A 20,967-nucleotide genomic window follows, 5' to 3' on the forward strand; every position below is an offset into this window, starting at 1 on the left:
TGGCTGGCCAGTCCCTGCAGCGGTTATGGGTATGTGCTGAGGATGGGACCGGCAATGCGTGAGGAAGTGGAGTCCGCGATCCGGGATCGGGTCGCGGGTTATTTCGAGACGATCTATCGCCCGGGCGCGCTGCATTTCAATGCGATCGTCCATGCGGTGGAGAATGCTGTGAGCGGTGCGATCGCCATTGCCGGGCCGATCTATGACGCAGGCGGGGGATTTCCGGTCATGCGGATCGGGATCGTCGGGCCGGGCGGGGCGCTCGCGCTGCTGTCCGACGACGGTGCGAACGATACCGATCCGCATTGGTCGCCCGACGGCCGGACGCTCGCCTTCCTGTCGGATCAAGGGCATGGCGGCGGCAATTTCCAGCTCTGCCTGGCCGATGCGGATGACCTTGCCTCGCGCAAGGCTAGCCCGGTCCTGATCGGCGAGGCGGTCGAGGCCTTTTCCTGGTCAGCGGACGGGCGTCGCATCCTGATCCAGACTGCCGATGCCGGTGCCGATGCCGCGGGTTCGGCGAGCACCGCCCGGATCGGCAGTGCGGCGAAAGAGGCGCGGCCGTCCTGGATGCCGACCGTCGAGACTGGCGGTCACAACAATCTTTGGCGTCGCGCGCGGATCTGGGACGTGGAGAGCGGTGTGTTCACCGATCTCGGCGTTGCAGGGCAGAATGTGTGGGAGGCCGAATGGTGCGGCCCCGACGCGGTCGTCGCGATCCTGTCGGCGAGGCCGACCGAGGGTGGCTGGTACCAGACGGGGATCGGCATTGCACCGGCCGAGGGTGGTCCGTTCGTGCCGTTCGCCACCTCGGACGTCGAACTGGCCAAGATCTGTGCCTCGCCCGATGGGCGACGGATTGCGGTCCTTCAGGGGCGTTTCCATCGTACGGTCGCGCTGGGCACGCTGGTGCTCTACGACCGGGATGGCGGCAAGCCGGTGATTCCTGAGGTCGGTGCCGAAATCTCTTCGCTGGCGTGGCGAACCAACAGCGCGCTGTTCTTCACCGGTTTCCGCACCCCGGGGACGGTGGCGGGCACGCTCGATGTCTCGACCGGCGTCGCGACGATCGAGTGGGAATCCGCAGGCACCGCGGGCCGCAAGGTGCCCTATGCGAGCCCGGTGGGCGAGCATGCGCTGCTTGTGCCGGGCCATGGATCGGGCCGCTATCCGCATCTGTTGCGGGTCGAGCGCGCGCGCGAGGAGATGGTGCTCGATCTTGCCACTCCCGCGATTGGCGATCTGATCGATACGATCGGGTCCGCCGAAGCGATCTGCTGGCGTGGTCGCGACGGGCTCGAGGTGCACGGGTATCTGATGATGCCCGCCGGCGTCGTGCGGCCGCCGCTGGTCGCCTTCATCCATGGCGGGCCTTCTCACCTGTTCCGCGACAGCTGGACGTTCGACAATCCGCTCGCCGCCTTGCTGGTGAGCCAAGGCTATGCGGTATTCTTCCCCAATCCGCGGGGCAGTTCCGGACGTGGGCTGGATTTCGCCAGCCGGGTGATCGGAGACTGGGGTGGCGAGGATCGTCACGACGTGCTTGCCGGGATCGACCATGTCGTCGCGCATTACGATGTCGACGGCGCGCGGCTGTTCGTCACGGGGGGCAGCTATGGCGGCTACATGACGACCTGGCTGGTCACGCAGACCGACCGGTTTAACGCCGCCTGCGCGATCGCGCCGCTCAGCGACATGCGCTCCTTCTTCTTCACTGCGCATCATCCAGAATTCCTCGAAATCTATTCGAAGGGCGGGCCCTATGAAGTCGGCGGGATCTTCGACACGCGCAGCCCGCTGCGGTATGCCGACAAGGTCTCGACACCGACGATGCTGATCGCAGGCGAAATGGACAGGACCACGCCGCCGACCCAGGCGAGCCAATTCCATCACGCGCTGGTGCTGCGCGACGTGCCGTCCGAGCTGGTGCTGTATCCCGAAGAGGGTCACGCGGCCGCGCGGCTCGAGGCGCAGATCGACCAGGGCGTGCGCGTGCTGCGCTGGTTCAAAACCTGGGAGGACCGCTATGGGGGCGATCGCAGGCGCTGAGCTGTCCACCTCGGACGTATCGCAGCGCTACACGCCGATGCGACGCTGGATATTTCTGGCGGTGCTGTTCCTGGTCGGCACATCCAGTTCAGTCGACCGGGTGGTGATTTCGGTGCTGCTCGAGCCGATCAAGCATGAATTCCAGGTGTCGGATGCCGAACTCGGACTGCTTAGCGGCCTCTCCTTCGCCTTGCTCTATTCGGTGCTGGGTTTGCCGATCGCGCGCTATGCCGACCGCGGCGACCGCAAGCTGCTGATCACCGTTGCGATCAGCGTGTGGAGCGTGATGACCATGCTCTGCGCTGCTGCGACCGGCTTCTGGCACCTGCTCGCCGCGCGGATCGGGGTGGGCGTGGGTGAGGCGGGGGCGACGCCGCCGTCGCAATCGCTGATCGTCGATTATTTTCCTGCCGCTATGCGCGCCCGGGCGATCGGCATTTTCGCCACCTCGGGCACGGCCGGCTATCTGGTCGGGCTGTCGATCGGGTCGCAATTGGTGACGGCATTCGGCTGGCGCGTGACCCTGGTCGCGTTCGGAATGCCGGGGCTGCTGATCGCGGCGATCGTTTTCTTCGTGCTCGATGAGCCCCGGCGACAGGCGGGCGCGAAAGAGGCGGGCGCTGGCGAGAGCTTCGCTGTCTCGATCCGGAAACTGGCGGCGAAACCGGCCTATGTGCGGCTGCTGATCGCCTCTACCCTTTACAGCTTCGCGGCTTATGGTTCGCTGGTGTTCGTGCCGTCCTATCTGATCCGGGTGGTCGGTAGCCCGATCGCTACGGCGGGGCTCTATTACGGGATGAGTTCGGCCTTCGCGGTGCTGGTCGGCAGCCTCGCCGGCGGCTGGTTATGCGATGTGCTGGTCCGCCGCGACCGGCGCTGGACTGCGTGGTTTCCAGCGATCGGCTTCGGCCTGGCGGCGGTGCCGTGCATGGCGATGTTCCTGATCGACGACCTGACATGGTTCCTCGTCGTCAGCACGATCGGCGGCGTGTTGCTCTATGCCTCGCTGCCGGCCTCCTTTGCCGCGATCCATGCGGTGTGCGGCAGCGCCCGGCGTGCCACCGCGATCGCGATCATGCTGTTCTTCGGCAATCTGCTCGGCTTCGGAGTGGGCCCGGTGGCGACGGGTGCGCTCAGCGATATGTTCAGTGCGGCCCATGGCCCGGCAGGCCTGCGCTATGCCTTGCTGATCGTGATGTCGCTGACGATCCCGACCGCGATCATCACGTTCCTCGCTGCGCGGCACATGTCGGCCGATATGGAGGACTAGCGGACCTTGCGTTCGTCGAGCGACAGTTCCGAGGTCGGTTTGCCGGAAATGAAGGTCTTCATCCGGTCGCGAAACTCGTCGGAATGGAGATAGGCGAGTTCCTCGGCGCGGTCGGCATCGCCGGCGCGGATCGCCTCGATCATCTCCTGATGCTGCGCCACGACGATGTCGTAGTCGGCCAGGCTTGTACCATTCTGGCGGAAGGCGAGCAGCGAGAGGCGCATCACGCCGCGCAGCATCTTCGAGCAGTCGGCAGCCATATACTGATTGCCGCACGCTTGGTTGATCGCGTCGTGGAATGCCCAGTTGGTCTCGACCACCAGTCGTGGATCGCCCGTCTCGCAGGCGCCGGCGAATTCGTTGTTCGCGCGTTCCAGCGCGTCCAGATGATGGGGGAGGCGGCGTTGCGCAGCCCAGCGTGTTGTCGCGCGCTCGTAGAGCTCCAGCGTTTCGATCAGCTGCGGGACCTGATCGAAATCCAGTGGCGCCACCCGTGCGCCCCGATTGGGCGCGAGCACGACGAGGCTATCGGCGGCGAGGCGGATCAGCGCCTCGCGGATGGGAGTGCGCGAAAAGCCGAGCTCCCGGCTGAACTGCACTTCGTCGAGCTCGGCATTGGGGGGAAGCTTGAGGCTCAGTATCTGTTCGCGCAGCAGCGAATAGACGCGCTGACCGCTCGACTGCCTGACCTCGTCCTCGCCTGCGCCGTCCTCGATCTCGATTGGTTCAACGGTCTTTTGTTTCGCCATCCCTGAGCCCCCCTCAACCAACCCGGACGAATGACACTAGCCTTGAGATGAAGCGGGCGCCCGCCTCCATCTGGCTGAGTTCGATGAACTCGTCCGGTCGATGTGCCTGCGTTATCGATCCCGGGCCGCATATGACAGTGGAAAGGCCCGCCTGCTGAAACTGTCCGGCCTCCGCACCGTAGGAAACCGCGCTGCCCGGCATATTCGCACCGCTCAACATGGCCGAGAGGCGCTCGGCCGCGCCTTCCGGTTCGCGACGAAGTGAGGGCACCTTGGCCAGCCGCTCCACCATGATGCCGGTATCGTCGCCTTCCGCCGCTAGGCGCTGCCGGGCCTGTTCGACCGCCGCCCAGAAGGGGGCGAGCACCTCTTCCGCGTCGCGATCGGGCACGCAGCGCAGGTCGAAGGTGAAGCGGCATTCGCGCGCGAGAATGTTGGGCGCGGTGCCGCCATGGATGGTGCCGACCGTCAGCGTCGACCAGGGCGGATCGAAATGCTGATCTCGGTGGTGCGTCTCCGACTCTGCGATGCGGGCGAGCGTCGACAGCAGGTCGATCGCGACCATGTTGGCCGAGATGCCCTCGGTCACCAAGCTGGAATGCGCCTCGCGGCCCGTGACCACCACCTCGTAGAGCTGGATGCTCTTGTGGCTGTTGACGATCTGCATGTTGGTCGGCTCGCCGACGATCGCCGCCATCGGGGTGTAGCCGAGGTCGAGGATATTGCGGATCAGATCCGGCGCGCCGAGGCACCCGACCTCCTCGTCATAAGAGAAGGCGAGGTGCACCGGGCGCTCCAACTGCTCGTTCGCGAGCAGCGGCACGGCGGCCATGGCCAGCGCGAGAAACCCCTTCATGTCGCTGGTGCCTCGGCCATAGAGACGACCGTCGCGCTCGATCAGTTCGAACGGGTCGGAACTCCATGGCTGGTCGACCACGGGCACGACATCGGTGTGGCCCGACAGGATGATTCCGCCCGCGGTGCCCTGTCCGACTGTCGCCAGCAGGTTCGCTTTGGTACCGTCCGCGTTGGCCACGCGGAGTGCGGTGATGCCGTGATCGGCGAGATAGGACTCTACATAGGCGATCAGCGCGAGGTTCGAATCCGCGGAGGTGGTGTCGAACGACACCAGTCTCGCGAGGATGTCGATCGCTTCGCGCGCAATGGAGTCGCATCCCGCGAGCGCGGGCTTGTTGATGGCGGATTGCACGATTGTCCTATTCCCCTTGGCCGGGACGAATGGGAGCGGCGCGGCGGCGCTTCCCACGACACGATCGAGTCATTCTTCCGCCCCGCAAATCTCAACAAATCATGTATACATATTGTATTCTAGCGGTACACAGTCAACCGATATTTCGGCCGTAGGAGACCTCGTGAAGATTGCTGCCGGCGACTTCGTTGCCGGCTCGCGGCGAGGCAAGGCCTTGGGCGATTTGTACGCCTGCAGACGCGGGAAGCTAACAGCAGGTTGATTACCCTGACCTTCGCATCTGCGCCGCGCGCAACTAATATTCGAATAAAAATAATATTTGCGAAAACGAAAATTGCTGTTACGCTCTGATTCGGTGGTCATGGGATTGAGAAAAATGCGGCTTTGTCCGCGGTATCTCAACGTATTCGTTTTCCATCATATTTTTCGAACCGCCGGTCAGCGGCGGTCGAGGAGCCGTGTCAAATCGCGAAAGGGTCAATATGAACGGGCAGAAACTTACGCCGTACACGCGCCACAAGCTCCTAAGGATCACACTTGGCGCGGCGGCATTCGGCTCGAGCAATATCTCCGTGGCCCATGCGCAAGATGTGCCGGTAGAACAGGCATCGACCGACAACGGCATCGGTGGCGATATCGTGGTGACGGCGCGCAAGCGCGAAGAAACGCTCAGTGACGTGCCGATCTCGGCGGCGGCGATCGATTCCAATATCATCGAAAAGTCGAGCATCGCCGATATCTTCGAGACTCAGTACATCGTTCCCGGGCTGCTGATCGACAAGGGTAATGGCAACGAGAATACCGTGACGATCCGCGGTGCCGGGTCGGCCGTGCTCGGCGTCGGTGTCGAGCCATCGAGCGCGTTGCACGTTGACGGCGTCTTCGTTTCTCGCCTCACATCGCTCAACGCCGCCTATCTCGATGTCGAGCGCGTCGAAGTGCTGCGCGGCCCGCAAGGCACGTTATATGGCCGCAACTCGATCGGCGGCACGATCAATATCATCTCGAAGCGTCCTACGGCGGCCCCGGAATTCCGCTTCGAGGGAGAGGCGGGCAGCTTCGGCCATATCAAAGCGCAGGGGATCGCAAGTGGCCCGATCGCCGGCGACTCCGTGCTGGCGCGCGTTGCCGTCCAGCAGGTCAGCGAAAGCGGCTATCTCGACAACATCGCCACCGGCCGCAAATACGGCAAGGTCGATCATTTCAGCGTGCGTGGATCGGTCCTCACGCACCTCGACCCCACCAAGGACTTCATTGTCCATGTCGATTACGATCGGCAGCGCGATGACGGGCAGGGACAACGCGGCGTCGGCATCGGCCTCGATCCCAAGGATCGTTTCGATTTGCGCACGCTCGGCGCGCTTGAGCCCCGCGGTCCTTATGAGATCGGCAACGACCTGCAGAATTTCGCCAATACCGATGTGTTCGGGGTCAGCGGCCAGTTCGACTGGACGATGGATCGGATCGGCTTTCGCTCGATCACCGGCTTTCGCAAGGACAAGAGCCGAGCGCAGACGGACCTCGACGCCAGTTCGGTCAGTCTCGGCAATAACCGGGTCGACAATGACGGCAGGCAGTTCACCCAGGAGATCCAGCTCTTCAGTCGCGGCAAGAGCAGGCTCGACTGGCTGGTTGGCGCTTTCTTCTTCAACGATAAATCCGAGTACGGCTTTACTCAGGCGCTCAATATCGCTCATGACGCACGTGTAGGGGCTGGTTTCCTGGGACTTGGCGGCCTTGGTGGGTTCGTGCGCCCGCCGGCTTCCGATCCGGCAACCTGGGCCACGGTCAGCGCCGAGGCCCAATCGGTACGTACAAACAGCTTCGCGGTGTTTGCCAATACCACCTACAACTTTACCGACTGGCTGAGCCTCAACGGTGGCGTTCGCTACAGCACAGAGACGAAGCGTTTCGGCGCCCGCGCCGCCAATATCTACGTCGATCCCGGCCTCGGTCCGGTGCGGGTCGGTACGACCACGATTCCGTTTACCGTTATCCCCACGACGCTCGACGCGGAGCGCGACAATGCGACCCTGCGCCAACATTACAATAATTTCCTGCCTAGCGTGACCTTGTCAGCCAAGCCGATCCCGGAACTGATGATGTACGCGACCTATTCGCAGGGCTTTCATTCGGGTGGCGTGAATCTGCGCCTGTCGAAAGCACCGCTGGCTGACGCGGCATTCAACCCGGAAAAGGCGAAGAATTACGAACTGGGCATGAAGGGCGATTTCCTGAATGGCCGGCTGCGCGCCAATCTGGCGATCTATCAACTCGACTATACCGATCGACAGGTTTCTTCGGTCTTCCCGGATCCACTGACGGGGATCATCCGCAACATTACATTGAACGGCGTCGCGACACGCTCGCGCGGGCTTGAATTCGATATGTCGGTGCGCGTCAGTGAGGAGTTGAGTTTTATCGGGTCGGCCGGGCTGATCAAGACGAAGGTGCTGCGCGACACCCGGCCGATCGACCCTGCAGATCCGAGCAAAGGCAATGCGGTCGTGGACGTGTCAGGCGAGAATGTCGAATTGAACGGCGTACCCAAGAAGATGTTCAGCCTGATCGGCAATTATAGCCGGTCGATCTCCGACAGCCTCACCTTCGATGGATCGCTCACTTGGGCATGGCGCGCCCGCACTCCGATCTATTCGAATGTCGGGGGCACCTCAACACTCGACCCGAACCTTGCGATCCCGGCCTATCACCTGGTCAACGGCCAGCTCCAGATCCGCGGTGCGGACAATGGCTGGGGCGTCGGACTTTACGCCAAGAACCTGCTGAACAAAGTCTACTATAACAGCTTGTTCGCGGGCAGCTTCGCCGTCCGCCGGGAATTCGTCGCGCCACCGCGCGAATTGGGCGTTCGGGTCTTCAAGTCCTTTTGACCTTAACCAACCGGGGCGCCGCGGCCGATCAGGGCGGCGGCGATCCCGCTGCATCCTTATTCCAATTGGAGCTGCGCCGATTTTATGTCCGGCCTGAAGCATATACTCGTCATTGGCGGCGGCATCGCCGGTGCCTCTATCGCCTATGAGGCGGCGGCAACTCACCGCGTGACTCTGGTCGAGACCGAAGCTGCCCTCGGCTATCACGCTACCGGCCGATCGGCCGCGATGTACCTCGCCGGATATGGTAATGAGGTCATCCGCGAACTCACCGTCGCGAGCCGGTCTTTCTTCCAGGAGCCGCCGCCCGGGTTTGCCGCAGCACCGATTCTGAAACGACGCGGCTTGCTGACGATTGCCGAGCCCGGGGACGAGGCGCGGCTGGACGGGCCGGAATTCCGCGGTCAGGAATCACTGACACCCGCTCACGCGCAGGCGGTCGTACCTTGCCTTCGGGCCGACACGATTGTGGCTGCGATGTTCGACCGCGATGCGGCGGACATCGACGTCGATCTGCTACATCAGGGCTATGTCCGCGCCGCACGCGCCCGCGGCGTCACGATCCTGTCAAACGAGAATATCGTATCGGCAGGCCGGGCTGACGGCGGGTGGTCGATCGATACGTCTGCCGGACCGATCGCGGCGGATGTGGTGATCAATGCGGGCGGCGCCTGGGCTGACCAGATCGCAGGTCTTTTCGGCGCGGCACCGGTCGGCCTTTCCGCCATGCGTCGAACCGCCGTGCTCATCGACCCGCCGGCCCTGGCCGAATTCGACCGCTGGCCGATGGTCATGACGGCAAAGGAAGATCTCTATTTCAAGCCCGATGCCGGGATGCTGCTGGTGTCGCCGGCCGACGAGACGCCGACCGAACCGTGCGACGCTCAGCCCGACGAATGGGATGTCGCCGTCGCGATCGACCGGCTGCAGACGATCAGCGATGTACCCGTGCGCCACATCGCCCATCGCTGGGCGGGCCTGCGCACCTTCGCGCCGGACCGAGCCCCGGTCGTCGGTTACGATCCTGCGCTGCCCGACTTTTTCTGGTTTGCCGGGCAGGGCGGCTATGGTCTGCAGATGGCGCCTGCCCTGGCGCGCCTCGGCGCAAGTCTGCTCAATGGCGCTGCCGATCTGGGCGGCCTCGACTCTCTTGTCCATCGCTTGGCGCCGGATCGGTGCGGGCTTGCTGCAACGTCCTGACCCAACAAAGGAACTATCCCATGCGATCAATCCTGTTTCGTATTGCTGCGCTCAGCCTTCCGCTGGCCGTTTCCTGCCCGGCCATCGCTGCAGTCGAAAAATCGGCCGGCGCGTCACTTCAGGCAAGCATCGCGGCGTTCGAAAAGGGAACCGGCGGCAAGGTCGGATTTTCCGCGCGTCACCTCGAAAGCGGCGACGAGGTATCGTATAACGGCGACGAATATTTTCCGATGGCGAGTACCATGAAGGTCGCGGTCGCCACGCTGGTGATGAACCGCGTTGATCGCGGCGAAGTCGAACTGACCCAGATGATCACCGTCGAGCCGAAGTTCCTTGAGCAATCCGGGCCGGTAGCCGAATCCGTGATGCATCCCGGCATCTCGCTGTCGGTCGCCAATCTGCTCGAACTCATGCTGACCAAGAGCAACAATACCGCCACCGACATGATGGTCCGCCTCGCCGGGGGTCCGGCAGCGGTGACCGCATGGCTCCGCGACAATGGCATCAAGGGCCAGAATGTCGATCACGACACGCATGGCCTGCTGCTGAAATTCTACGACTTGCCCGCCGACAAGCCGTTCCTCACATCCTTTATGGCGAAGGCCGCACAGGACCCGAAAATCTTCGATACCATCTATCAGGACAAGCCCGCGTTCGACGCGGATGTGCAGGACAGCTCGACACCGAAGGCGATGAACCTGCTGCTGACCAAGCTGTTTTCCGGCAAACTCATCAGCCCGGCGAGCACGCTTTTCCTGCGCGGCGTGATGGAGCGGTGCACGACCGGTCCCGAACGATTGAAGGGCATGTTGCCGGTGGGAACGACGGTCGCGCACAAGACCGGCACGCTCGGCGGCTCGGCAAATGATGTCGGCCTGATCACACTCCCCGGCGAACGCGGCCATGTGATCATTTCGGTCTATGTGAAAGGGGCGACCCAGCCTTCCGCCGCGCGCGACAAGGCGATCGCCGAGAGTTCACGGGCCGCTTACGACTATTTCCTGTATCGGTAACCCAGCATGGATAGGCGCGCTCACCGCGCTTATCCAAGCCTGTCGGCGCGGATCGACCAGTCAGGTACGGGTGAGCAGCGACGCTGCGGCGAGATCCTCGCTCGCGTGACCCACCGATTTGAACACGGTGATCGCCTGATTGTTCGTCCGCCCGACACAACGCCCGCATATCAGATCAGGCAGGTCGCCACCGAACTGCGCATCGCGCAGCGCCCCTGAGGCGAGCGGCCCGATCAGGTCGCCGGCTTCGCGACGCGCGACGTCCGTCATATCGGCGAAGACGATCGTAGCCCGGCGAAACACATCGTCATCGGCCTCCCGCATGTCGGGGGTAAAGCCGCCGACGAGATCGACATGCGTTCCCGCCGACAGCCATTTGCCGGCCAGCACGGGGCTGGATGCTGAGGTCAGACAACTGATGATATCCGCAGCGGCAGCGTCTCCGGCAATGTCCTGGGATAGGCGGACAGGAAGACCAAGGTCTCTCAGCTTGGCCACCAACGCTGTGCCCCGCTCCGGCGAACGGCCGAAGATGGCGATATCGGAAATGGCTGGAAACATCGTCGCATAGGCCGCCGCGAATTCTTCCGCCAATCGGCCGGTCCCGATGATGAAGATCCGGCGCGCATCGGGGCGGGCGAGGTATTGTGCGGCGATGACCGAGGTCGCTGCCGTTCGCCGTGCAGTCAGTTCTTCCCCGTCGATCAACGCGATCGCCGCGCCGGTCCGTCCGTCGAACAGGATATATGCCGCGTTGATGCGCTGCGCCATTTCCGGAAAGAAGGTGACAAGCTTGACACCAATCAGATGGCCAGCCTGCCAGGCTGGCATCACCAGCAGCGTGGCGTCTGCTGCTCCCGGAACGCGGATGGTGTGACGGTGGCGCGTCGGCACCACCATCTCACCACTAAAACCATCACGAACTGCAGTGACCAGCAACGGCCAGTCGAGCGCCTGACGGACGTCCACCGATGAGAATATCCGCATCGGGGGATCAATCGCCCCAAACGGTTTCGTAGAGGCGCATCCAGTTACCGCCGAGAATCTTGCGGATCGATTCTGCGTCGAAGTCACGCTCGACGAGCCGGCGCGTAAGGTTGATCATGGTACGTGGCGTTTCGATGCCCTCGGGATAGTAATAGGGTGGCTTGGGGTAGGTGTCGGCCCGCCAGATCCCGGCGGCGATCGCCTGATCATAAATCGCCACGGCGGCTTCATCGCTCATGATCGGCCACTGCATCGATGCATAGTCGATGCCGAGGCCGACATTATCGATCCCGATCAGCCCGGCAATGTGGACTATGTGATCGATGAAATGGTCGAGCGTCGGTCGGGACGCATCGTTCACAAAAGCGGGAAAGCCGACCACACCGACCATGCCGCCATTGCCGCCGATTGCCTTGATCACGTCGTCGGTGACATTGCGAGCGGAAGGGTGGATCGTGGCGGAATTACCGTGGGAAATCACCACTGGTGAGGTCGATGCTTCGATCGCCTCCAGCGTCGTGCGTGGCCCGGTATGCGCGCAATCGACAACGATCCTGGCCTTGTTCAGCGCGGCGACGAGATCCTGGCCGAAATAGCTCAGACCAGAATCAGTTCGTTCGCTGCCGCCATCGCCGACGCGATTGCGCCGGTTGTAGCAAAGCTGGATCACCTTGATGCCAAGATCGCCATAGAGCGGCACCAGTTCGAGATTGTCCTCGATCGGGTCCGCTCCCTGAAAATGTAGCATGATGCCGGTTTGGCCGGCTTGCTTGACCGCCCGGATATCGGCCGCGCTGCGGATCAGTCGGGTGTCCGACCGGCCGGCGATATAGGCATGCCAGGACGCGATCGCCTTGAACGCAAAATCGGCATTCTGCACCCAGGCGAGGGTCGGAGTGACGACCGTAACGCCGCCCTCGCGATACCAGTCCACATATTGTTTCTCATAAGTGATCGGGCAGACCGCGTCGATGATGATGCTTTCGGCGTGCAGCGCTTCGATGTCCATGAAGACCCCTTCATTCTTTATTCAAATATCGTTTCGGAATAATTTTGCGCTTGGAATAGGGCTGGGCGGAGAAGATACCCGCCAAATATCTGCGACAACGTTGCCAATAGGTCAAGTTTCGATTACGAAATTACTGATCTAAGGGGAGCATGATGACCAAAGGACGCGGCTACGGATTCCTCCTGCTCAGTGCGCTGGTCTATGCGATCAACGTGGTCGACCGGCAGCTTCTGCCGCTGATGGCAGAGGCGGTTCGGAAGGATATTGCGCTCGCCGACTGGCAGATAGGGTTGCTGACCGGGCTCGCCTTTGCGGTCTGCTATGCCTTGTGTACGCTGCCCCTTGCATGGGTCGCGGACGGCGGCAATCGCCGCAACCTCGTGGCGATCTGTCTTGGTCTGTTCAGCGCCGCGACGGCCGCGTGTGGCTTTGCGCAAAGCTTCGCACAACTCGTTGTGATGCGTATGGCAGTTGCGATCGGTGAGGCTGGGACGACACCGGCGTCGTTGTCGATGCTGGCAGACAGATTTCCTGATCGAAAGGGGTTCGCCTCGGGCGCGCTGTCGGCGGGCGCACATCTCGGTCTGCTGGCGGGTGTTGTGTTGGTATCATTGCTCGCAACCAGAATGGGCTGGCGCGCGACTTTCGTCATCACTGGGCTCATCGGTATCGCGATCACCATCGTGTATTTGCTGACAGTTCGCGAACCCGAGCGACTATCCACCGTTGAACGGCAGCCTTATGGTCAGGCGCTGGCGACGCTGTCGCGCCATGCGAGTTTCCGGTTCGCGACCCTCACCATGGTCGGCCTGCTATTCTTCAACAACGCCACTGGCGCTTGGATGCCGGCATTTCTCGCTCGCGCACACCACTTGTCGTTCGATCAAATCGGCTTGTTCATCGGTCTGACCGCGGGCCTGATGGGGCTGGTCGCAGTGCTAGCGGTCGGGCCGCTTCTCGACCGCCTTTCGCGCGGCGACGTGCGTTGGATGGCCTGGCTTCCGGCGATCGTGATCACCTTGATGATCGCCAGTACATTTGCCGGGCTGATGCTCGACGATACGGCGCCGGCGCTGCTGCTGCTCGGTATCGCGCCCTGTATCGGCCTGGTCGCGCAAACCTGTATCTTTGCCGTTCTTCAGACGGTCATTCCTGCCGGATTGCGCGCGTCCGCGACAGCGGTGCTGTTCCTCGTCGCAAACCTTGCCGGCATGGGACTCGGCCCAACACTGGTGGGCGTCCTGAGCAGCTATTTCGGCACCGCGCATGGGCTCGAACTGCGTCCTGCGCTGTTGGTTGGAATCCTACCTGGGACGATTGGTATTGTGGCTTGCCTGTTCCTGGCGCGCAGCCTGCGGGCCGATGTCGTGGCGGTTCCGGGTCACCTCAGTTCAGATGACTAGATCTTCGATCACCGTTGGATAACTCGCCACTTCCATCTCGATCAGCAGGATCGTGTCCGCCTCACTAACCGAGACATATCTGTGGCCCATGCTCGAATCGAACACGACACTGTCACCCTCCTGGAGTCGGATCGGAGCATAGGCCTCGGTCTCCAATTGGAGCTCGCCGGAAACGACGTAGATGAATTCCTGGCCAGGGTGTCGGCGGAAAGCTGCGGGATCGGGATTGGGCTGCTGCTTGATTCGCGCGCGCAGGAAGACGTTGCGCATCCCCGCCAAGCCATCGGCCAAGACCTCATATTCAATGTCATGGCCTTGGAAACGAAGTCCCGCCCCCGCTCGCGTTACCGAACGGCGCGCACCGCTTATGGCCGGTGCGACCTCAGCGTTGGTGAAGTCAGTGACCGGCAGGTTGAGACCGCTGGCGAGCTTCACCACGCTCGAGAAATTGAGCTTTGTGCGGCCATTCTCCAGCTTGGAGAGCGTGCCCTGCGAGATTCCAGTGCGCGACGCAACCTCGGTCAGCGTCCAGCCTTCGCGCTTGCGCAATGCCCTGAGCCTGTCTCCGATCGTGTCAGCCGCAAGCGTCGAAATCATGCCCATCCTATGCCCGGGAAACCGGCGATGGCCTTCTTTACCGCCGAGCTCGCGCCGTTTCCAACTGAAAAAGCAAGGTAGCCCCTCAACATGAACCATGATGAATATAGTTGTTATGATGCCCTTGGATTAGCGGCGCTGGTCGTATCAGGTGACGTGTCTGCCGAGGAGTTGCTCGACGCGGCGATTGCGCGCGCCGAAACGGTCAATCCCAGGCTCAATGCGCTGAACCACGTGTTCGCCGCGCGCGCGCGTCACGAAGTATTGGCCGGACTTCCTGCGGGTCCTTTCCGCGGCGTGCCGTTTATCCTCAAGGACCTTTACATGGCGTATTGCGGCGAGCCGACGGCCAACGGATCGCGCTTCTGGGCTGGTGCCGTGCCGCAGCACAATTCGGAGTTGTTCGAACGCTATCGGCTTGCCGGCTTTTCGATATTCGCAAAGAGCGCGACACCCGAACTCGGCTTCAGCGTCACGACCGAGCCGGCCGCATTCGGCCCGACTCGCAACCCCTGGGACATGACGCGGACGACGGGCGGGTCGAGCGGCGGTGCCGCAGCCGCAGTTGCCGCGGGCATCGTGCCGATGGCGCATGCGAGCGACAGTGGCGGCTCGATCCGGATTCCCGCGTCTTGCTGCGGTCTGTTCGGGTTGAAACCAAGTCGCGGCCGGATGCCGATGGGCCCGGAGCGGGGTGAATCGAGTGCAGGTCTCGGCACGGCGCACGCGGTCAGTCGATCGGTGCGGGACAGTGCGGCGCTACTTGACGTTTCGGCTGGCCCAGACCTCGGCGCACCCTACGGCATCGCTCCCCCGACCCGGCCCTGGCTATGCGAAGTCGGTGCGCCTTCGGGGCGGCAGCGCATCGCGCTGATGCTTGGGTCCCCGGCGGGCGGGGACGTGAATCCGGACTGCCGTGCCGCTACGCTCGATGCCGCCGCGCTGTGCGAGGCGCTCGGCCATCACATCGAGGAGATCGCGCCGCCGATACGATATGAGGCACTCGCGGCGGCGTCGATGATCGTGTCGGCAACGCTGGTTCGGGCCCTGGTCGATGCGCGCTCGTTGGAAGTCGGACGAGCGCCGGAAGATGGCGAGTTGGAGCCGCATATCCACCTCCTGATCCGGGCCGCGCAGCAATCGAGCGGTGCCGATTACCTGAGGGCGATCCAGGAATTCCAAAACGCAGGCCGCGATCTGGCACGCTTTCAGCGACGCTATCCGCTGATCCTCAGCCCGGCGCTCGCCCAGCCTCCCCTAGAGCTCGGAACCCTCTCTGGCACCGAGGATTATGCCGCACGATCAAGAGCTTTCGCGCCCTTTTCGTCATTGGCAAACATCACCGGCGTTCCAGCGATGTCCGTGCCGTTGTTCTGGAATGCCGCCGGGCTGCCGATCGGCGTCCAGTTCACCGCCCGCTTCGGTGATGAGGCCTTGCTGTTTCGAGTTGCAAGCCAATTCGAGGAGGCGCGGCCTTGGCTAAATCGGAGACCTGCCGATAATGAGTCGGTGGGCTATCGCAAAGTCCATTTGCGCGAGTCGCGGTTGGCGGAAGCCAAGAGAAGAAGCACCTTGGCATCGACGGGGATAGTGACACCATCGACGTCTACATCGTGAGTCGTCGTCCGGACGAAGGTTTGCACGGTCGAATCCCAGCACAGGCTTTCGTCGAAGGCGCGAAATGAAAGCGTGGGCTGCTCACGCAGGACGGACCATTGATCGGGATGATGGGCAAGGGCCAGCATCATATGGGCGATGCGTTGACCGTAATGTCGATCCCGGCCGAGAGAACGGGCGCTCCATAGACATCAAGCGATATGAATTGGGCGAGGTACAACGGCAGCGGATTGAGGCGCTGTTGCCCGGCAAGCCAGGCGACCGAGGGCTTTCTAAAGCGCCGAATGTGAAGGAGAACTGTCGCAACCGGGGTGTTTTCTACCCGGCGGCTTCGCGACGGTGAGGACCCACAATCAGACCTTCAGAAGCCTTTAACTGCTTCCCGAAACCGCCGCTCGTTCATCCTTTTAGCGCGGCAGCTGTGCGCTCATTTACAGAGGTAGCGACGTGCCGGACGACGGCCCGGAGCAGATATTCCCCGAGCTGGGCACTACGGCCCGCTCGCTCACCCCGAAAGATCTTCTTGCTAAGTCAGTGGGGTGCCAAGCGCCGAGTCGCTCATCATTCGCGCCATTGCCTCCGCGCGGCGGGCTTCGAGAATTGCCAAGTTACGCTGATGCCGTTCGCGGGTGATCGGATAGAGGAGCAGAATCGCACAGCCAAACACCCACAGAGTCAACGACGCCGGAATGTAGTGGATTAGCAAGCTGTCAAGCATCGCCTCGGTTACTTCGCCTGGCTTCACTTTTTGCGGAAACGCCGCCCAGGTGAGGATTAGCCCGTTGACTACCAGCCCCAGAGCGGTCGAACATTGCTGCATGAAGCTGGAGGCGGCGAAGAACGTACCCGCCTCGTGCCGCCCGGTCTTCACCGCGCTGTCCTCCACCACATCGGCGAGCATCGATGAGGTGTTGATCAGTGAGATCGCGATCATCGCGCCATATACCGCGCCGATCAGGAACAGGGTGATCATCAGGCGCGGATCGCCAGGCTGAAAGAACAGATCGAGATAGGTCAGTATGAGCGGCGAAAGGCTGAGTATGACGCCGAGCACGGCGAATAGCATCGAACTGGCCCGCTTGCCCAGCCGGCGCGACATGAACGGCGCGAGTGGTGCGGCGATCGTCGCCGCCACCACGCTGTCGAGCGTCAGGATCGCCAGTTGCGATGCGCTGAGCCCGAACAGGTAGGTATTGAAGTACAAGGCGGTCGCTGCATACAGACCGATCGCGGTAAACTTGAACACGCCGAAACCAAAGATCGCCAGGAAGGCGCGGTTGCGAAACGCGCCGAACATCTCGCGGAAATGCGTGCCCACGGTGGCGCGCGTCGCGCGCGTCTCGGCCTGGCGGAGATAGGGAATGCGCGCATGCGTACCGAGCCCGCAGACGAACATCGACACCAGGATCATCGCCGAACCGAGCAGTGCGAAGCCGATATAACTATCTGGATTGAGCTGGCCGCGCGGGAATTCCGGCGTGGCGACAAAGAACACCATCAGCGCCGCCGCGCTGAAGCCGTACTGGCCGATATAAAGGAACCAGTATCTGAGCGAGAACAGCCGCGTGCGCTCGGCATAATCGTCGCTCAGTTCGGCGGTCATCGCCTGGCTGTTGATTTCGAACGCGCTGATCGACACCCGCGTCAGCATCGCAGTAACGAACACCCACATGCCGATCTGCGCGTTGCTGAGCCCAGCCGGAGGGAACCAGACGAGTACGAAGAATATCGCCGTCGGGATTGCGGAGGCATAGATGAACGGGTGCCGCCGCCCCCAGCGCGTGCGGATCACATCCGACCAGCGGCCAAGAAAGGGGTCGGCCAGCGCATCGATCAGCAGAGTCAGAGCCAATGCGGCGGACACGATCGCCGCGGGTACGCCAACTACCTGATTGTAGAAGAACATGAGATATGCCGAAAACGACACGTTCTTCACGCCGTTGGCGATCGCGCCTGCGCCGTAGCTCAGGCGGATCGTGCAGGTCAGTGGCGGAGCGCCCGCCCCTGCGCCGGCGCCGGGCGCCAGGCGGGGCATCGTGGTAGCCGCACTCGCCGTGCCCGGCGCGACTGGGATGCTTTGTGAGGCCATAATCTAGAGTCCCGAAATGCGCTGAAAAATTGCGAAATCGTTTTGGCCCTGGCGGTCATGCCAAGACGCCGACGAAGTGCGCCGTGAGCGCGGTATGGCCAGCGCCGAGCACGTTCGGGCGGACTGCGCCCGAATGAAATATCGGCGCATAATTCGAAGGCGAACGGTCGACCGACGCCGCCATCGACAGCGGATCCACTGCCGATGGACAGGCGGCGTTCGGGCTACCGTGGCGTCGCTCCCGCGATACCCTGGTGAGAATATGACCGGTTGCGGTCATGCGCGCCATCCCGTCGCGAAACAGCGCGGACGTCGGCGCCGGGCAGGTCCCGTTTGGCATGCGCTCAGATGCTGCGCGCACGGCCGGCCCAATAGGATGAGCGGACCTGGCCACGCAGCACCTTGCCCGCCTCCGATTGCGGGATCGCGGCGACGAAATCGATCCGGCGCGGAACCTTGTAGTGCGCAAGGGTGCCGCGCAACAGATCAAGCAAGTCGACCTCCAGCGCCGGCGTCGCATCATACCCTGATGCAAGCATCACCACGCCGCGAACCTCTTCACCCCATTCGCGGTTCGGCACACCGACGGTGCAGCTCTGCGCCACCGCCGGATGTCCCAGCAGAGCGTTGTCGATTTCCTGCGGATAGATGTTCACCCCCCCCGAGATGATCGTCTCGGCGGAACGTCCGGTGAGGAAGAGATAACCCTCTTGGTCGATGAATCCGATGTCACCGACCGTGAAATGGGCACCGCCGAACACGTCGCGATTCTTGTCCGGCGCATTGTGGTATCGGGTGGCCGTGTCGGGAAAGCAGATCCGGCCCGAAACACCGGGCAGGCACGATCGCCCTTTATCGTCGAGGATGCAGATGCCGCTGTCGTCCGGAATTTTCCCCACGCTGCCGGGCTTGCGCAGCCATTCCTCGGAGGTAATGTTGATCTTCGTCGCAACCTCGGTCGCGGCATAATATTCCCAAAGCACCGGGCCGAGCCAGTCGATCATCGCTCGCTTCACATCGGGCGGAGTCGGTGCAGCGCCATGCACAACCATGCGCAGGCTCGACAGATCGCGCGCGGTACGTTCCTCGAACGGCAATGCGAGCAAGCGCTGGAACATCGTCGCGACCATATGGGTATGGGTAACGCGGTGGCGCTCGATCAACGCCAGCGCGTCGCGCGCGTCGAACTTTTCCATCATGACGATGCCTGCCCCCGAGGATAACGGGAATAACAGGTCGAAAGCCAGCGGACCGCCATGATAGGCCGGACCGCACAACAGGTTCACGTCGCCATCGCGGTAGTCGAATGGTGGGAACCGCATCGGCATCAGCGCGGCGGAAGCGGCCTTGACTACGCCCTTGGGCCGACCGGTCGTACCCGACGTGTATAGCATCGTGCGGCCAGGCACTGCATCTGCGGGCGCGGTGCCAGACTGCGTCGCCAGCGCCTCGGCATAGTCCGCGAAGCCGTCGATCTGACCCTCGACCGCCAGTCGCAGGCATGTGCGTCGCGGATCGACGCCCGCTGCGCCATCGGTTGCCACCTTGTCGGCGAAATCGGCCTGAACGATCCAAGCCTCGGCCTCGCAGTCGTGCAGAATATAGGCGATTTCTTCGGCGGCGAGGTGCCAGTTAATCGGCGTAAAGCGCAGTCCACCGCGCTGGCACGCCAGCATCACTTCCACGAACTCGGGAATATTACCGCACAATGCGGCGACCGGAGATCCTTCACCGAGCCCAGCGCCGCGTAAGGCGGCAAGCAGACGGTTGGCATTGCCGTCGAGTTCGGCGAAGCTGCGCCCGCCCCGGATCGAATGGATCGCCGGATGATCGCCAAAACGGTCGGCCCAATATGAAAACAGCATGCCCTGCGCGGACAGGCTTTGCCACGGCGCCAGCGTCTCGCCCTTAGGCGTGGCAGCCATTGACGCAGGCGTTACAGCTAGGGCAGGCGCGGTGCTCATGCGGCCCGGCAGCCGAAAACGGCGTGCGTGCCTGATCCTTGCCTGTCGCCCATCGCGCTCTCCGACTCCGCCTTATGGCTTCTGATTGACGCACCAATACCTTTGACGGTTTCGCTTGGCAATCGCTTGAATGACAATTGCGGCGTCAGGTTATTACTGCGATCCAGCGTTGCAGGTTTCATAACCGGCTCACCAATAGGGTGGAAACAAAGATCGGAGCGGCCATGCTGCAGGGCATTAGAATCGTCGACCTCGCGACCCATATCGCGGCGCCGGGCGCTGGTGTCCTGCTCGCTCAATGGGACGCCGATGTGATCAAAGTCGGATCGGCCGATGGCGACCCGATGCGGCGCTTACTCGATGCCACGCCGCCGTCAGGTGTGTCGCCGGTGTTCGAGATGGGCAATCGCGGCAAGCGCTCGATCATGCTCGACATTCGCTCGACCGGGGGGCGGGCGCAGCTCGCTGCGCTGATCCGCGAGGCCGATTCGACGACCTGCGCTTCGTCACCCCGACCGCGCGGGCCGAAACCGTCGCGGCCTTGATCGAAGCGCTGGATGCCAGCTTCGCCACGCAGACGATGACCGCGCTCGGCACCCGGTTACGCGCTGCTAATCTCGTCTGGGCGCCGGTACAGACGCCGGCTGATCTGGTCTCGGACCTCCAGGCGCATGCCGCCGGTTGCTTTAACGGCGGGATCGACGCGACTGGTGCGACGTTCGAAATGATCGCACCGCCAGTCGATTTCGGCGAAGAGTGCTGCGCGTCCCGCTGCTTGGCGAACATGGCGGCCTCATCTGCGCTGCGCTGCAGCGCAACGGTGAATGGCCGGAGTGCGACCCTTCTCTCGATTGAGCATCTGACTCAAGCACCATAATATTCCGACCTGACAGCCTCTCATTTCTGCGAACCTCGGTCA

17 protein-coding genes are annotated in these 20,967 nt (G+C 62.7%); 9 read left to right on the plus strand and 8 right to left on the minus strand.

The window, feature by feature from the left end; genetic code table 11:
• The first annotated feature begins 54 nt into the window (after positions 1–54).
• Positions 55–2,049, plus strand: a complete 1,995-nt coding sequence (locus G4G27_RS21825) for a S9 family peptidase (protein WP_183110575.1) — start codon at positions 55–57, stop codon at positions 2,047–2,049.
• A complete protein-coding gene (locus tag G4G27_RS21830) occupies positions 2,027–3,319 on the plus strand; it encodes an MFS transporter (protein WP_183110576.1) in 1,293 nt (430 codons plus the stop codon). Before G4G27_RS21825 ends, G4G27_RS21830 begins: the two co-directional genes overlap by 23 nt.
• On the opposite strand, the gene G4G27_RS21835 is transcribed toward G4G27_RS21830, so the two are convergent.
• Positions 3,316–4,068, minus strand: a complete 753-nt coding sequence (locus G4G27_RS21835) for a GntR family transcriptional regulator (protein ID WP_183110577.1) — start codon at positions 4,066–4,068, stop codon at positions 3,316–3,318. The genes G4G27_RS21830 and G4G27_RS21835 overlap by 4 nt on opposite strands.
• A gap of 13 nt (positions 4,069–4,081) precedes the next feature.
• Positions 4,082–5,278, minus strand: a complete 1,197-nt coding sequence (gene argE, locus G4G27_RS21840; RefSeq protein WP_345940661.1) for an acetylornithine deacetylase — start codon at positions 5,276–5,278, stop codon at positions 4,082–4,084.
• Between the two features lie 482 nt (positions 5,279–5,760).
• Here argE and G4G27_RS21845 point away from each other — a divergent pair, with 482 nt between their 5' ends.
• From G4G27_RS21845 to bla, 3 genes are all read left to right on the plus strand, one after another.
• A complete protein-coding gene (locus G4G27_RS21845) occupies positions 5,761–8,169 on the plus strand; it encodes a TonB-dependent receptor (protein WP_183110578.1) in 2,409 nt (802 codons plus the stop codon).
• An 84-nt stretch (positions 8,170–8,253) separates the two neighbouring features.
• The gene (locus G4G27_RS21850; RefSeq protein ID WP_183110579.1) at positions 8,254–9,369 is read left to right on the plus strand and encodes an FAD-binding oxidoreductase; all 1,116 of its coding nucleotides are present in this window, start codon (positions 8,254–8,256) and stop codon (positions 9,367–9,369) included.
• Between the two features lie 20 nt (positions 9,370–9,389).
• Positions 9,390–10,382, plus strand: coding sequence for a class A beta-lactamase (gene bla / locus G4G27_RS21855; protein WP_183110580.1), 993 nt, complete (start codon positions 9,390–9,392; stop codon positions 10,380–10,382).
• A gap of 60 nt (positions 10,383–10,442) precedes the next feature.
• On the opposite strand, the gene G4G27_RS21860 is transcribed toward bla, so the two are convergent.
• Both G4G27_RS21860 and G4G27_RS21865 read right to left on the minus strand, forming a co-directional pair.
• Positions 10,443–11,369, minus strand: coding sequence for an ornithine cyclodeaminase family protein (locus tag G4G27_RS21860; RefSeq protein WP_183110581.1), 927 nt, complete (start codon positions 11,367–11,369; stop codon positions 10,443–10,445).
• Positions 11,370–11,376: 7 nt separating this feature from the next.
• Entirely contained in the window at positions 11,377–12,378 is a 1,002-nt protein-coding gene (locus G4G27_RS21865) for a membrane dipeptidase (protein WP_183110582.1), read from the minus strand.
• A gap of 152 nt (positions 12,379–12,530) precedes the next feature.
• Here G4G27_RS21865 and G4G27_RS21870 point away from each other — a divergent pair, with 152 nt between their 5' ends.
• Positions 12,531–13,781, plus strand: coding sequence for an MFS transporter (locus G4G27_RS21870; RefSeq protein ID WP_183110583.1), 1,251 nt, complete (start codon positions 12,531–12,533; stop codon positions 13,779–13,781).
• Here G4G27_RS21870 and G4G27_RS21875 read toward each other — a convergent pair.
• Positions 13,770–14,378, minus strand: coding sequence for an XRE family transcriptional regulator (locus G4G27_RS21875; protein WP_183110584.1), 609 nt, complete (start codon positions 14,376–14,378; stop codon positions 13,770–13,772). The two genes, G4G27_RS21870 and G4G27_RS21875, sit on opposite strands and share 12 nt — an antisense overlap.
• 90 nt (positions 14,379–14,468) lie before the next feature.
• Here G4G27_RS21875 and G4G27_RS21880 point away from each other — a divergent pair, with 90 nt between their 5' ends.
• A complete protein-coding gene (locus G4G27_RS21880; RefSeq protein WP_183110585.1) occupies positions 14,469–15,995 on the plus strand; it encodes an amidase in 1,527 nt (508 codons plus the stop codon).
• Positions 15,996–16,521: 526 nt separating this feature from the next.
• Here the strand turns inward: G4G27_RS21880 and G4G27_RS21885 are convergent.
• The 3 genes from G4G27_RS21885 to G4G27_RS21890 all read right to left on the minus strand — a co-directional run bounded on the left by G4G27_RS21885 (position 16,522) and on the right by G4G27_RS21890 (position 20,009).
• Positions 16,522–18,030, minus strand: a complete 1,509-nt coding sequence (locus G4G27_RS21885; RefSeq protein WP_183110586.1) for an MFS transporter — start codon at positions 18,028–18,030, stop codon at positions 16,522–16,524.
• Positions 18,031–18,139: 109 nt separating this feature from the next.
• Positions 18,140–18,364: a hypothetical protein gene (locus tag G4G27_RS24045; protein WP_210275211.1), complete on the minus strand. Its 225-nt coding sequence runs from the start codon at positions 18,362–18,364 to the stop codon at positions 18,140–18,142.
• A gap of 64 nt (positions 18,365–18,428) precedes the next feature.
• The gene (locus tag G4G27_RS21890; protein ID WP_183110587.1) at positions 18,429–20,009 is read right to left on the minus strand and encodes an AMP-binding protein; all 1,581 of its coding nucleotides are present in this window, start codon (positions 20,007–20,009) and stop codon (positions 18,429–18,431) included.
• A gap of 263 nt (positions 20,010–20,272) precedes the next feature.
• Between G4G27_RS21890 and G4G27_RS21895 the strand changes: the two genes are divergently transcribed.
• Positions 20,273–20,593 (plus strand): CoA transferase, encoded by a 321-nt coding sequence (locus G4G27_RS21895; RefSeq protein ID WP_183110588.1) that lies wholly within the window; start codon positions 20,273–20,275, stop codon positions 20,591–20,593.
• Positions 20,590–20,925, plus strand: a complete 336-nt coding sequence (locus G4G27_RS21900; protein ID WP_183114009.1) for a CoA transferase — start codon at positions 20,590–20,592, stop codon at positions 20,923–20,925. The genes G4G27_RS21895 and G4G27_RS21900 overlap by 4 nt, the downstream gene beginning before the upstream one ends.
• Positions 20,926–20,967: the final 42 nt, after the last annotated feature.

This window comes from Sphingomonas sp. So64.6b (genome assembly GCF_014171475.1).
In the GTDB taxonomy this organism is placed as follows: Bacteria; Pseudomonadota; Alphaproteobacteria; order Sphingomonadales; family Sphingomonadaceae; genus Sphingomonas; species Sphingomonas alpina_A.